Here is a 13,550-nt window from a genome sequence, read left to right as displayed (position 1 = left end):
CTTTAGCGCAAACAATGACAATCCTACCAGAGCGTTCAGACGGGAATATTGTCGATCAGACGAACGCCATCCGCCCAGGCCGCCGCAAACAGCCGCGCGGGGCGGTCGGCGTGGGTCAGAGGCTCCAGCGTTTCGGCGCAGCGCAGGTGGATATATTCGACCTGCGCAAACCCTGCGGCCAGCAGATCGGTCTCGGCCTGTGCGGCCAGCGCGTCAAACGCGGCCCCGGCGTTCAGCGACTGGGCCACGCCTTGCATGATCCGGTGTTTGTTGGCGGCAATTGCCAGCCCGTCGGGTGAGAGGCGCAGGTTGCGCGACGACATCGCCAGACCCGAGGGTTCGCGCACCGTGGGGCAGCCGATCACCTCGATCGGAATGTCCAGATCGCGCGCCATGCGGCGGACCACCATCAGTTGCTGGAAGTCTTTTTCGCCGAAATAGGCTCGATCTGCCTGCGTCTGCAGGAACAGCTTGGCGACCACGGTGGCGACGCCGTCGAAATGACCGGGGCGGAATTCGCCCTCCATCACATCGGTCAGGCCCGCGACGGACACATTGGTGGCAAAGCCCTGCGGATAAATCTCTTCGGGGTCGGGGACATAGATTGCATCGACGCCGTAGGGGGCCAGTTTCTGCGCATCCTCGTTTTCGGTGCGCGGGTATTTGGCCAGATCCTCGGGGTTGTTGAACTGTTTGGGATTCACAAAGATGGTCACGATCACCCGGTCGGTGCCTGCCTTTGCGGCCTCGACCAGCGACAGGTGCCCCTGATGCAGTGCGCCCATGGTCGGGACGACGCCAATGGTTTCACCGTTGCGGTGCCATTCGGTGGTCAGCGCGCGCATGTCGGCCAAGCGGCGCAGGATGGGGGCAGTCATGTTTTGGGTCCTTTGGAGGGCGCCTGATCCGCGAACACATGTTCGTCGGCCGGAAAGGCGCGGGCGCGCACTTCGGCGGCGTACTCGGCGATGGCGGCTTCGGCCTGTGGGCCCAGTTCAGCATAGCGTTTGACGAATTTCGGTTTGAAAGCGGTGAAAAAGCCCACCATGTCGTCGACCACCAAAATCTGCCCGTCACATCCAACCGAGGCCCCGATGCCGATGGTCGGAATCGCAACCTCGGATGTGATCCGGTCGGCCAGACCTTGCGGCACCTTCTCGAGCACCACCGAAAACGCGCCCGCCTCGGCCACTGCTCGGGCGTCGGCCAGCACGGCCTCGGCCTGTTCGTCCCGGCCCTGCACCTTGTAGCCGCCCAGCGTGTTGATCGATTGGGGCGTCAGGCCGATATGCGCCATCACCGGAATGCCGCGCTTGACCAGAAAGCGGATGGTCTCGGCCATCTCGACCCCACCTTCCAGCTTGACCGCACCGGCGCCGGTTTCCGCCATCAGGCGGGCGGCATTGCGGAACGCCCCGGCCTTGTCATGTTCATAGCTGGCAAACGGCATGTCGATGACCATCATCGCCTTGTTCAGCCCGCGCGAAACGGCCTGTCCGTGCAGGATCATCATCTCCATCGTCACGCCCAGCGTCGATTCCATCCCGTGCAGCACCATGCCGACGCTGTCGCCCACCAGAACAAAGTCGCAATGGGCATCCATCAACCGCGCCATCGGGGTCGTGTAAGCGGTCAGAGAGACCAGCGGCGTGCCCCCTTTGCGGGCGCGGATGTCCTCGGCATTGGGGGCTTTTTTATGGGCGGTGGCGCTCATGATCGCTCCTCCGGTGTTCATGTTGCAGCGCGGCATAGCAGATTGAACAAGGTTATAGAAACCCCGGTTGCGCGAACATTTCCTTGATTGACCCGAGGTTTAAAGGGACATTACTCGCAGAAAGGTCCGTAAAACAGCGGGTTCAGCCATAAGAACGGTGGGAGATTTTTATGACAAATCAGATGTTGAAATCCTTTGCATCGGCCCTGGCGCTGGGGGCAAGTGTCTTTGCCACCGGGGCTTTGGCCAAGTCCGATATCACCATCGCGATGCAGCTTGAGCCGCCGCATCTTGACCCGACCAGCGCTGCGGCGCAGGCGATCGACTCGGTGGTTTACACCAACATTTTCGAAGGGCTGACCCGGTTCATGGGCGATGGCTCGGTCGTGCCCGGGCTGGCCGAAAGCTGGGAGATTTCCGAGGACGGCACCGTCTATACTTTCAAGTTGCACGACGGCGTGACTTTCCATGATGGCACCACGATGGATGCCGAGGACGTCAAGTTCAGCCTCGACCGCGCCAGCGCCGAAGACAGCGCCAACGCGCAAAAGGCGCTGTTTGCCGGAATCGAAAGCGTTGAGGTCGTCGATCCGCTGACCGTCAAGGTGACCCTGTCCGAACCTGACGGCAATTTCCTGTTCAACATGGCCTGGGGGGATGCGGTGATCGTGTCCCCCGACAGTATTGATAACATCACCACCAACCCCGTCGGCACCGGGGCCTATACATTTGGTAACTGGGTGCAGGGCGACAGCATCACGCTGATCCGAAACCCGGACTATTGGGGGGCTCAGCCCGCGTTGGAGGCTGCAACGTTCAAATTCATCTCGGACCCGACCGCCGCTTTCGCCGCCATGATGGCCGAGGATGTGGACGTGTTCGACAACTTCCCCGCGCCGGAGAACCTGCCGCAGTTCGAGGCCGATCCGCGCTTTCAGGTGCTTGTCGGTTCGACCGAGGGTGAAACGATCCTGTCCACCAACAACAAGAAGCCTCCGTTTGATGACATCCGTGTGCGCCAGGCATTGGCTCATGCCATCGACCGACAGGCCATTATTGACGGGGCGATGTTTGGATATGGCACACCAATTGGCACCCATTTCGCACCGCACAACCCGGCTTATGTCGATCTGACCGGAAATTCGGCCTATGACCCGGAAAAAGCGGCCAAGCTGCTGGCTGATGCGGGCTATGAAGAGGGGTTCAAAACCACATTGCACCTGCCGCCGCCTTCTTACGCTCGCCGCGGCGGTGAAATCATCGCCGCACAACTGGCCGAGGTCGGCATCACCGCCGAGATCATCAACGTGGAATGGGCGCAATGGCTGGAATCGGTGTTCAAGGGCAAGGATTACGACCTGACCGTCATCAGCCATACCGAGCCGATGGACATCGGAATCTATGCGCGCCCGGACTACTATTTCCAGTATGACAGCCTGGACGCCCAGACGCTGATGGAGACGCTGAACGCGACCACCGACCCGGAGGAACGTAAGAAACTGCTGGGCGACATGCAGCGGCTGATTTCGACCGATTACGTCAACGGCTATCTGTTCCAGCTGCCCAAGCTGGGGATCGCCAAAGCCGGAGTGCAGGGCCTTTGGATGAACGCACCGACGGCTGCGATCGACCTGACCCAGATCAGCTGGTCCGAATAAGCCCTGTCCGGGGCTGTAACCGGCCCCGGGCCCCTGTTCCCGAGTAAGCCTGATAATGAACCTGTTTCGCGTCCTCTGTCTTGTAATTGTTGCCTGCCTCCTTGCCGCGGGGGGCGGGGCGCAGGCGCAAAACGGGCTGGCAGGCGGGGTTGGGCCGCTGGTTGGTACGCCTGAAAACCCGCTGAAGGTGGGGATTGGTATCCGCATCGATCAGGTCACCAGCGTCGATCAGAAGGCCGAAAACTATGGTGCCGTCGTTGTTCTGAGGGCCGAATGGACCGACCCTGCGCTGGCCTTTGACCGCGATGAGGTCGGGCGCGAAATTCAGGTCTTCAACCCTCCGGCCCTGGCCGATCACGCGCGGGGGTTGGGTGCGATTGTGCCCGCTTTCGTCATCCATAACCAGCAATCCAACAAGTGGATTCACGAATCCGCGGCCTCATTGCGCGATGACGGGCATGTGATCTATGTCGAGAAATCCTCGCTGACCTTACAGGCCCCGCATTTCGATTTCCGCAAATACCCGTTCGACACGCAGGAGTTCTTTTTTGAGGTCGTCTCGGTCTTTCCGTCCGAATTCGTGTCCTTTTACCCGCTCGAGAAGTACTCGGGCCTTGGCGATCTGTTGGGCGAGGAAGAGTGGATTCTGGACAACCCCCGGGTCGAGCGCTCGACGGTGATCGGCCTGTCCGGCCGGGACAGCGATCAGGTCGCTCTGGCCTTCGAGGGCAAGCGGCATCTGACCTACTATGTGATCCGGGTGTTCCTGCCGATGCTGGTTCTGATCACTGTTGGCTGGGCGCTGTTCTTCCTTGACGAATACCGCCGCAGGATCGAGATCGCCGGGGGCAATCTGCTGGTTTTCGTGGCCTTCAACTGGGCGATCTCTGCTGATCTGCCCAAGCTTGGATATCTGACCTTTCTGGATTTCATCCTGCAATGCATGTTCCTGATGACCGGGGCGCTGATCGTGTTCAACGTGGCCCTGCGCAAACTGAAGGTATCCGGGCGCGAGGACGGGGCCAGAAAGCTGGACAATTACGCGATCAAGTGGATTTACCCGCTGGGCTACGCCGCCATCGTCGCCTACGCGATTTTCATCTATCTGCTGGTGCCCTAGGTGCTGGACCCGCGCGTATTGTGTGCCTAACGTGGCCTCGATGCTGCGCTATGCCCTCAAACGTCTGATTTCACTGCTGATCAGCCTGGCCGTCGCCTCGGTGGTCATATTCGCGGTGATCGAGGTCGCGCCGGGTGATCCGGCCTCGTTCATGCTGGGCGTGAACGCGCAGGAGGATACTCTGGCCGCGTTGCGGGCCGAGCTTGGGTTGGACGTCTCAAAGGCACAGCGCTATTTCAACTGGGTCGGCGGGATGCTGGTGGGGGATTTCGGCACGTCCTACACCTATCGCACGCCGGTATCGCAGATGATTGCGGACCGGTTGTGGGTGTCGCTGCCGCTGGCGCTTTATGCGCTGACGCTGTCGACGCTGATTGCCTTTCCCGCCGGGATTTACGCCGCCGCGCGCCGGGGCAAACCCGGGGATCTGACGGTCATGGGCGCAACACAGCTGGGCATCGCGGTGCCGAATTTCTGGTTCGCCATGATGCTGGTGCTGATCTTTGCCATCAACCTGCGCTGGTTCAATGCGGGCGGGTTTGCGGGCTGGGATCAGGGGCTCTGGACCGGTCTGCATTCCCTGACCCTGCCCGCCATTGCGCTGGCCCTGCCACAGGCGGCGATTCTGGCACGGGTGATGCGGTCGTCGTTGCTGGATATTCTGGGCGAGGATTTCATGCGCACCGCCCGCGCCAAGGGCCTGTCCCGCCGCCAGGCGTTGTGGCGGCACGGGGTGCGGAACGCTCTGATCCCGGTGCTGACCATCATCGGCCTGCAATTCTCGTTCCTGCTGGCGGGATCGATCATCATCGAGCAGGTGTTCTACCTGCCCGGCCTCGGGCGGCTGGTGTTTCAGGCGATCTCGGCCCGTGACCTGATCGTGGTGGAATCGGTCGTCATGCTGCTGGTCTTTGCCGTCATCACCGTGAACTTTCTGGTCGATCTGGCCTATGCCGCCGTCGATCCAAGGCTAAGGAGCCGGACATGAGCCGTAACCTGATCCTTGGCGCGGTGTTGTCCTCGCTGGTTCTGCTGGCGGCCTTGGTCTCTTTCATCTGGACACCTTACGATTACGCGGCGCTGGATATCCCCGACAAATTGCAGCCGCCCAATGCGCAGCACTGGTTCGGCACGGATCATTTCGGCCGCGACATGTTCTCGATGATCATGGTGGGCGCGCGCACGTCGATTGCAGTGGCGCTGGTTGCGGTGGGCATCGGCATGGCGCTGGGCGTGCCCCTGGGCCTGACCGCAGCTGCGCGCAAGGGATCGTGGCTGGATGAGGTCATCATGCGCGGCAATGATCTGGTCTTTGCCTTCCCCTCGCTGGTCATCGCCATCCTGATCACCGCCGTTTTCGGGGCCGGAGCGATCAACGCCATCATCGCCATCGGCATCTTCAATATCCCCGTGTTTGCCCGCATCACCCGTGGGGCCGCGTTGTCGCTGTGGGAGCGGGAGTTCATCCTCGCCGCCCGTGTCTCGGGCAAGGGTGCGGCGCGGATATCTGCAGAACATATCCTGCCCAATGTGGCGAACCTGCTGATCGTGCAGGGGACCATCCAGTTCAGCCTTGGGATACTGGCCGAGGCCGGGCTGTCCTATGTCGGCCTTGGCGCGCAGCCACCCACACCCAGCTGGGGCCGGATGCTGGCGGATGCGCAAACAATGGTCAGTTTTGCCCCGCATTTGGCTCTGATTCCGGGGCTGGCGATTATTGTCACCGTCCTGGGTCTGAACCTGCTTGGCGACGGGTTGCGCGATTGGCTGGACCCAAGGATCAGGGTGGCGCGGGCATGAGTTTGTTGCAGATCGAAAACCTGTCGCTGTCGATCCACGGCGCGGACATCCTGAAAAAGGTCAGCCTGTCCATCAATCCCGGTCAGATCGTGGCTGTGACTGGGGAAAGTGGCTCGGGCAAGTCTATGACCGCACTCGCCGTAATGAAATTGCTGCCGAGCGGGGCGCAGGCGCAGGGTGCGATCCGGCTGGAGGGTCAGGACCTGTTGACCCGTCCCGAGGCTAAGATGTGCGCCCTGCGCGGGGCCGCCATCGGAATGGTGTTTCAGGAACCGATGACCGCCCTGAACCCGGTCAAGACCATCGGCGATCAGGTGATGGAGACGATTCTGATCCACAAAGCCATGCCGCCCCCGCAGGCGCTGGCGCGCGCGCAAGAGGTTCTGACCCGCGTCGGCCTGCCGCCCGACCGCTTTCCGCTGTCCCGCTATCCGCATGAGCTGTCCGGAGGTCAGCGCCAGCGTGTGGTAATTGCCATGGCCATCGCACTACGCCCCAAGCTGTTGATCGCGGACGAACCGACAACCGCGCTGGACGTGACCACTCAGGCGCAGATCCTCGACCTGCTCAAAGGGCTGGTGCGCGAATACGGCATGGGTCTGCTGATGATTACGCATGATCTGGCGGTGGTGGCGGATATGGCTGATCAGATCGCGGTGATGCGCCGCGGAGAGGTGGTCGAAAGCGGGGCAACGGCCCACCTGCTGCGCAACATGCGGCACCCTTATACAAGGATGCTGTTCGAAGCCTCCGGCCATCAGGTGTCGCTGCCCGACGCCGCTGATCCACGCCCCCTGCTTGAGGTGACACAGGTCACCCGCGATTACCGCCTGCCCCGAAAGGGCCTGTTCGGCACGCCGGGACATCATCGTGCAGTGGACGGCGTCAGCTTTACCTTGAACCGGGGAGAGCGTCTGGGGTTGGTGGGCGAGTCCGGATGTGGAAAGTCGACCCTAACACGGGCTATTCTGGGGCTGAAAGAGGTCCAAAGCGGTGAAATTCGCCTGGACGGGCAGCCGGTTTTCTCGGGCCACAGGCCGAACCCGGCGGTGCGTCGCAAGATGCAGGTGGTGTTTCAGGACCCCTATGGCAGCTTCAACCCGCGCCACCGTGTCGCCCGTCTGATCACCGAACCGTTTCATCTGTTGGACACCCCTCCCACGGGGTCCGAACGCCAGGACCGCATCGCCGAGATGCTGACAGCCGTGGGACTCAGCCCCGACGACGCGGGAAAGTACATTCACGAGTTCTCGGGCGGGCAGCGACAGCGCATCGCTATCGCCCGCGCGTTAATCATCCGCCCCGAACTGATCCTGTTTGATGAGGCCGTTTCGGCGCTGGACGTCTCGGTCCGCGCGCAGATACTGGACCTGCTGGCCGAGCTTTGTGCCGCCTACGACCTGACCTACCTGTTCATCAGCCATGACCTGAGCGTTGTGCGAACGATTACCGACCGGGTGATGGTGATGCAGGCGGGCCGGATCGTTGAACAGGGTGAGACCGAACAGGTCTTTTCCGACCCGCAACATCCTTATACCCGAACCCTGATCGAAGCCGCGCCCGTTTTGCCGGAAATCGGCACACACGTCGCATAAACCCTTAGTTAGAGCCTGAAAGGAGGCCCAAATGCCCAACCCACTCTGGTTCAATCCCGGCCTGTGTTTGATCGGTGGCAAATGGGTCAGCCCTGCGTCACAGGCGGATATTCCATTGATCAACCCGTCGGACGGGTCTGAGATTTGCAGGATTGCACGCGGGGGCGCGACGGATATCGATGCTGCAGTACAGGCCGCTCAGGCTGCGCTGCAAGGCGATTGGGGGCGCAAGACCGCGTTGGAACGGGGCCGTATCCTGACCCGGCTGGGCCAGCTGGTTCTGGAAAGGGTGGATGATCTGGCGCGGATCGAGGCGATGGATGTGGGCAAACCGCTGACCCAGGCCCGCGCGGATGCGGTGGCTTTGGCGCGGTATTGCGAATTCTACGGTGGGGCTGCGGATAAGGTGATGGGAGAGACCATCCCCTATCTGGAGGGTTACACCGTCTATACCCTGCGCGAGCCGCATGGGGTGACCGGCCATATCGTACCGTGGAATTACCCGATGCAGATCATTGGCCGCTCGGTCGGGGCGGCGCTGGCGATGGGCAACGCCTGTGTCTTGAAACCGGCGGAAGAGGCCTGTCTGACTGCACTGGCCTTTGCCCATCTGGCGCAAGAGGCTGGCCTGCCTGCGGGCGCGTTGAACGTGGTGCCCGGAATGGGGGCCGAGGCCGGAGCCGCGCTGTCCGGACATCCGGGCGTTGACCATATCTCGTTCACCGGCTCGGTCGCGACGGGGGCGCTGGTGCAGCAGGCGGCGGGGCGCAATGTGGTGCCGGTGACGCTGGAACTGGGCGGGAAATCCCCGCAACTGGTGTTTGACGATGCCGATCTGGACGCGGCGCTGCCGTTTCTGGTGAATGCAGGCATTCAGAACGCGGGGCAGACCTGTTCTGCCTCGTCCCGCATTCTGGTGCAGCGCGGGATTTATGAGCAGGTCAAAACCCGAATGGCCGCGGCGTATACCGATCTGACCGTCGGCCCGGCGCAAGAGGATTTGCGGGTCGGTCCCCTGATCTCGGCCCGGCAGAAAGAGATCGTGACCGGGTTCTTGGCCAAGGGCTCTGATCTGAACATCGCGGGGCAGGGGCGGATCGTAGACCAAGCGCCGGAGCAAGGCGCCTATGTCCGGCCCACCTTGTTTGCTGATGTCCCCCCGGATCACGTTCTGGCGCGCGACGAGATTTTCGGACCAGTTCAGGTTCTGATCCCCTTCGACACCGAGGAAGAGGCCGTCCACATCGCCAACAGCACCGATTACGGGCTGGTCGCCAGCATCTGGACCCGCGATGGCGCGCGGCAGATGCGGCTGGCGAAACGGCTCCGCTCGGGTCAGGTGTTCATCAACAATTACGGTGCCGGCGGCGGGGTGGAACTGCCTTTCGGCGGGGTCGGAAAATCCGGTCACGGGCGCGAGAAAGGGTTCGAGGCCCTTTACGGGTTCTCACAGCTGAAAACTGTGGCAGCCTGCCATGGTTAGGGTCTAAACGATGACCTCAATCGCTTCTTGCGCGCCAACACCGAACACCCGTTTATAGCGCTCAATCTCATCCTGTGGCCCCATTGCCTTTTCCGGGTTGTCCGACAGTTTCACCGTCGGGCGACCGTTGGCGGATACGGCTTTGCAGACCAGAGAGAACGGTGCCAGCGCGTCATCGGGCACCAGCCCGCGGAAATCGTTGGTCAGCAGGGTGCCCCAGCCAAAGGAAACTTTGGTGCGTCCTGCAAATTGGCTGTGAAGCTCGCAGATCTTGTTCACGTCCAATCCGTCCGAAAAGATGACCCGCTTTTGCATTGGGTCTTCGCCGCGCGATTCCCACCATTTGATCGCGCGTTCCGCACCCGCCGCCGGATCGCCGCTGTCGACGCGGATACCGGTCCAGCCCGCCAGCCAATCGGGGGCGCGGTCCAGAAATCCCTGCGTGCCATAGGTGTCAGGCAGGATGATACGCAGGTTGCCGTCGTGCTCGTCATGCCAGTCGCTGAGAACGTCATAAGGGGCCTGCGCCAGCGCCTCATCGGTTTCGGCCAGCGCGGAATAGACCATGGGCAGTTCGTGCGCGTTGGTGCCGATCGCCTCGACCTCGCGCCGCATGGCGATCAAACAGTTCGAGGTGCCGGTAAATGCCGGTCCCAGCCCTTCGATCATCGCCTGCACGCACCAGTCCTGCCACAGGAAGGAATGACGCCGGCGGGTTCCGAAATCGGCGATGCCCAGGCCGTCGACTTCCCGCAACTGTTCGATCTTTTCCCAAACACGGGTCATGGCGCGGGCATAAAGCACCTGCAGCTCGAACCGGCGCATGTCGTTCAGAACCGCGCGGGATCGCAACTCCATCAGCACCGCCAGAGCGGGGATTTCCCACAGCATGACCTCGTGCCACTTGCCTTCGAAGGTCAGTTCGTACTGATCGCCCTTGCGTTCCAGGTGGTAGGGCGGCAGGCGCATGTTCTCGAACCACTCCATGAAGTCCGAGCGGAACATCTGCCGTTTGCCGTAGAATGTATTGCCCCGCAGCCATGTGCTTTCGCCGCGGCTGAGGCTGAGCGACCGGATATGGTCCAGCTGCTCGCGCAATTCTCCTTCGTCGATCAATTCGGCCAAAGGAATGTGATTCGACCGGTTGATCAGCGAAAACACCACATCCGTTTGGGGCTTATTTCGAAACACTGACTGGCACATCAGCAGTTTGTAGAAGTCAGTGTCGATCAAAGACCGGACAATCGGGTCAATCTTCCATTTATGATTGTACACGCGTGTCGCAATATCGATCATGGGGGAACTCCTGCGATTTCCGTTGTTAGATCAATAGGTGCGTGGATTGGCAAGAGTCGCCGGATCGAAGACAATGACAAGGTCACGACACAATGAGAGCATATTATGTGATACTTTCATTGTTTAGTGAGACGAAGGGGAAGGAAGTACAAGGTTAAGTCGGTGAATGGGTTTCGAGTACGACTTTGATATCGTAACGATTGATGCTGACAATACGAAGTCAGGCTCCGCAACGTCCGGGGACAGGACGGTGCGTGCGTTGTTTCGTGATGCCAATGCCGCCGAGGCATTGCGCGCGGCCTCTCCCAAAATACGTCTGATATTCGAAGAAGCCGGGTTTGGTCTGGAAACGGCCAAAAGCAATCTTGCACATGGGTATTTCCGTGCGCAGGACACGGTCGAGCGGGAACGTATCCTGCGCGCGTTGTTCGCCAATGTCAGGGCTGTGGGTGTAAAGGGTGAATATTGTGGTGCGTTCGACCTCTGGCAGTTCTTGGACGATGTAAAGACGGCCCGGCCACGGGATGAAATCCGCTCGGAGGCTCGGGACAAGGCACCGAAACGGCAACAGCCCGCCGCGCCCAAACCCAAAAGACGTTCGATCCAAGGTCGTATCGGATTTGCGCTTGGGCTGGCTGTGGTTGTGATCGCGGTGCTCAGGTATCTGGCGTCAGAAGGAACCACACCCTAGGACAGCGTTACGCCAGCGTCCCGCATTGCAGTTTCTGCGGCAGCCAAAGACCCGTCCAGATCGATGGCCCGGCAGGCATCCATCCGGACGGTCACGTCAAACCCGAGCCGCGCGGCGTCTATGGCCGAGAAATGGACGCAGAAATCCGTGGCCAGACCGACAAGGGTTAGTTTGTCGATGCCACGCGTTCTCAGATACCCCTCCAGCCCGGTCGGTGTGGTCTGGTCGTTTTCGAAAAACGCCGAGTAACTGTCGATACCTTTGCGAAAGCCCTTGCGGATGACCAGATCGGCATGTGTGTTCAGGTCCGGGTGGAAATTGGCCCCCTCGGTGCCCTGAACGCAGTGATCCGGCCAAAGAATCTGTGGGCCGTAATGCATGTCTTTCGTGTCAAAGGGGTTCTTGTTGTCATGCCTGCTGGCGAACGAGGAATGATCCGCAGGGTGCCAGTCCTGCGTCAGGATCACGGCGTCGAAATCACCCATCATGGCATTGATGGGGGCGACGATCTCATCCCCTCCGGGCACGGCCAGCGCACCGCCGGGACAGAAATCATTCTGGACGTCGATTACAAGAAGGGCGTGGGTCATCGCGGTTTCTCCTCGGAGTTGTCTATCGGTACGGCGCGGGGGCGGGCGCGTCAATCTTGTGCCGGGTCTTAACCCAACATCTTGCGACACTGGACCTGCAGGTTTAGATCACGGGCATGTACACGATCGCTGCCCTTTACCACTTCACCCGTTTCGCCGATCCCGCCGCACTGCGCGACCCTTTGCTGGACCTGTGCCGCACGCAATCGGTCAAGGGCACGCTTTTGCTGGCGCAAGAGGGGATCAACGGCACCATTGCTGGCCCCCGTGCCGGGATCGATGCGGTGCTGGCGCATATCCGCGCGTTGCCGGGCTGTGCCGATCTGGACTGGAAAGAGGCCACCGCCGACCACCCGCCCTTTGGCAAGATGAAAGTGCGTCTGAAAAAAGAGATCGTGACCATGGGCCAGCCGGATATCGATCCGCGTGCCCAGGTGGGTAACTATGTCGAACCCGAGGACTGGAACGACCTGATCCGCTCGGACGATGTGGTGGTGATCGACACCCGCAACGATTATGAGGTGGCAATTGGCACGTTCGAGGGCGCGATAGACCCTGAAACAGCCAGTTTCCGCGATTTTCCCGCCTGGTGGGAGGACAACAAGGACCGCTTCCACAACAAGCGCGTGGCCATGTTCTGCACGGGCGGCATCCGTTGCGAGAAATCCACCAATTTCCTGCTGGGGCAGGGGGTCGAGGATGTCTATCACCTGAAGGGCGGCATTCTGCGCTATCTCGAAGAGATGCCCGCCGAGGACAGCACCTGGCAGGGTGAATGTTTCGTGTTCGACAACCGCGTGTCCGTGGGGCATGGGCTGGTCGAGGGGCCGCACAATCTGTGCCACGGCTGCCGTCGCCCGATCCTGCCCGAGGATATGAAACGTCCCGAATATGAACATGGCGTGTCCTGCCATCAGTGCATCGACGAGACCTCTGAGGCCGACAAGACGCGGTTCCGCGAGCGGCAGAAACAGATCCAACTGGCGCGGCAGCGTGGTCAAGAGCATCTGGGCTCCGACTAACTCTCTGATAAACAAGGTTGCGGGCGCGCCCCGGAAAGCGGATCATCTTTCCGCATACACGGTATCGGAGGCGTCATGCGTCGTGAACCAACAACCCTGGCAGAGTGGAAGTCGACTCTGGTCGCAGCTTTAGGGCTGATCGTGGCCAGTTTCCTGGCCTGGTATGGGTTGTCTCGTCTCAGCGAGGCGGCGGCCGGGGATACGATCGGAACGATCACGTCAGTCGGATTGGTGATCTGGATCGTTTCGCAGTCCTGGTATTACATGACGCAGGTAAAGTCTCCTCGCCGACTGGTGTTCCTGATGGGGGTGTCCTTCATACAGGTGGTGCCCTTCCTGTTCGCCGCGGCCTATGGGGCTTTTGGGTATTATGACCTCTGTGTGGTTGGTGCCAAAGGGCCGGCGGACGTGCTGTATTTCTCATACGTCACCTTCACCACGGTGGGGTACGGCGACATGGCCCCAGTTGGGTTGTGCCGCGCGCTTGCAGCGGCCGAGGCGGTCACGGGCTATGTGCTGCTGGGGATGTTCGTTGCGGCGGCAGTCAGCATCTATGCCCGCTACCACCAACCGCATTGAAC

The 13,550-nt window shown here is 61.0% G+C and carries 13 protein-coding genes; 9 read left to right on the top strand and 4 right to left on the bottom strand.

Annotated elements, in window-relative coordinates; translation table 11 throughout:
* Nucleotides 1-35 precede the first annotated feature (35 nt).
* Both panC and panB read right to left on the bottom strand, forming a co-directional pair.
* Nucleotides 36-878 (bottom strand): pantoate--beta-alanine ligase, encoded by an 843-nt coding sequence (gene panC / locus GOX88_RS11050; protein ID WP_170401270.1) that lies wholly within the window; start codon nucleotides 876-878, stop codon nucleotides 36-38.
* Entirely contained in the window at nucleotides 875-1,714 is an 840-nt protein-coding gene (gene panB / locus GOX88_RS11045) for a 3-methyl-2-oxobutanoate hydroxymethyltransferase (protein WP_170401268.1), read from the bottom strand. The genes panC and panB overlap by 4 nt, the downstream gene beginning before the upstream one ends.
* Before the next feature lie 170 nt (nucleotides 1,715-1,884).
* Between panB and GOX88_RS11040 the strand changes: the two genes are divergently transcribed.
* From GOX88_RS11040 to GOX88_RS11015, 6 genes are read left to right on the top strand one after another with little or no spacing between them, the layout of a single operon-like run.
* Nucleotides 1,885-3,372 carry an ABC transporter substrate-binding protein gene (locus GOX88_RS11040; protein ID WP_170401266.1) on the top strand — a complete coding sequence of 496 codons (1,488 nt, stop codon included), beginning with the start codon at nucleotides 1,885-1,887 and terminating at the stop codon, nucleotides 3,370-3,372.
* Between the two features lie 55 nt (nucleotides 3,373-3,427).
* On the top strand, nucleotides 3,428-4,492 hold the full coding sequence (locus GOX88_RS11035) for a hypothetical protein (protein WP_170401264.1): 1,065 nt from the start codon (nucleotides 3,428-3,430) through the stop codon (nucleotides 4,490-4,492).
* Nucleotides 4,493-4,532: 40 nt separating this feature from the next.
* Nucleotides 4,533-5,480, top strand: coding sequence for an ABC transporter permease (locus tag GOX88_RS11030; RefSeq protein WP_170401262.1), 948 nt, complete (start codon nucleotides 4,533-4,535; stop codon nucleotides 5,478-5,480).
* On the top strand, nucleotides 5,477-6,292 hold the full coding sequence (locus tag GOX88_RS11025) for an ABC transporter permease (RefSeq protein WP_170401260.1): 816 nt from the start codon (nucleotides 5,477-5,479) through the stop codon (nucleotides 6,290-6,292). Before GOX88_RS11030 ends, GOX88_RS11025 begins: the two co-directional genes overlap by 4 nt.
* Nucleotides 6,289-7,887, top strand: coding sequence for an ABC transporter ATP-binding protein (locus tag GOX88_RS11020; protein ID WP_170401257.1), 1,599 nt, complete (start codon nucleotides 6,289-6,291; stop codon nucleotides 7,885-7,887). The genes GOX88_RS11025 and GOX88_RS11020 overlap by 4 nt, the downstream gene beginning before the upstream one ends.
* Nucleotides 7,888-7,918: 31 nt before the next feature.
* Nucleotides 7,919-9,370: an aldehyde dehydrogenase family protein gene (locus GOX88_RS11015; RefSeq protein WP_170401256.1), complete on the top strand. Its 1,452-nt coding sequence runs from the start codon at nucleotides 7,919-7,921 to the stop codon at nucleotides 9,368-9,370.
* Nucleotides 9,371-9,373: 3 nt separating this feature from the next.
* Here the strand turns inward: GOX88_RS11015 and pncB are convergent, their stop codons facing one another.
* Nucleotides 9,374-10,666 carry a nicotinate phosphoribosyltransferase gene (gene pncB, locus GOX88_RS11010; RefSeq protein ID WP_170401253.1) on the bottom strand — a complete coding sequence of 431 codons (1,293 nt, stop codon included), beginning with the start codon at nucleotides 10,664-10,666 and terminating at the stop codon, nucleotides 9,374-9,376.
* Nucleotides 10,667-10,916: 250 nt separating this feature from the next.
* On the opposite strand from pncB, the gene GOX88_RS11005 reads away from it, so the two are divergent.
* On the top strand, nucleotides 10,917-11,357 hold the full coding sequence (locus tag GOX88_RS11005) for a hypothetical protein (RefSeq protein ID WP_367647804.1): 441 nt from the start codon (nucleotides 10,917-10,919) through the stop codon (nucleotides 11,355-11,357).
* Here the strand turns inward: GOX88_RS11005 and pncA are convergent.
* Nucleotides 11,354-11,947 carry a bifunctional nicotinamidase/pyrazinamidase gene (gene pncA, locus GOX88_RS11000; RefSeq protein WP_170401249.1) on the bottom strand — a complete coding sequence of 198 codons (594 nt, stop codon included), beginning with the start codon at nucleotides 11,945-11,947 and terminating at the stop codon, nucleotides 11,354-11,356. The two genes, GOX88_RS11005 and pncA, sit on opposite strands and share 4 nt — an antisense overlap.
* 116 nt (nucleotides 11,948-12,063) lie before the next feature.
* On the opposite strand from pncA, the gene trhO reads away from it, so the two are divergent.
* Nucleotides 12,064-12,969 carry an oxygen-dependent tRNA uridine(34) hydroxylase TrhO gene (gene trhO / locus GOX88_RS10995; RefSeq protein WP_170401247.1) on the top strand — a complete coding sequence of 302 codons (906 nt, stop codon included), beginning with the start codon at nucleotides 12,064-12,066 and terminating at the stop codon, nucleotides 12,967-12,969.
* Nucleotides 12,970-13,044: 75 nt separating this feature from the next.
* Entirely contained in the window at nucleotides 13,045-13,548 is a 504-nt protein-coding gene (locus GOX88_RS10990) for a potassium channel family protein (RefSeq protein ID WP_170401245.1), read from the top strand.
* Nucleotides 13,549-13,550: the final 2 nt, after the last annotated feature.

Origin of the sequence: Ruegeria arenilitoris, assembly GCF_013030985.1 — a bacterium.
GTDB classification, from domain to species: domain Bacteria; phylum Pseudomonadota; class Alphaproteobacteria; order Rhodobacterales; family Rhodobacteraceae; genus Ruegeria; species Ruegeria arenilitoris_B.
The sequence above is the reverse complement of the archived record's forward strand: the minus strand, read 5'-3'. Positions and strand labels throughout refer to the sequence as shown.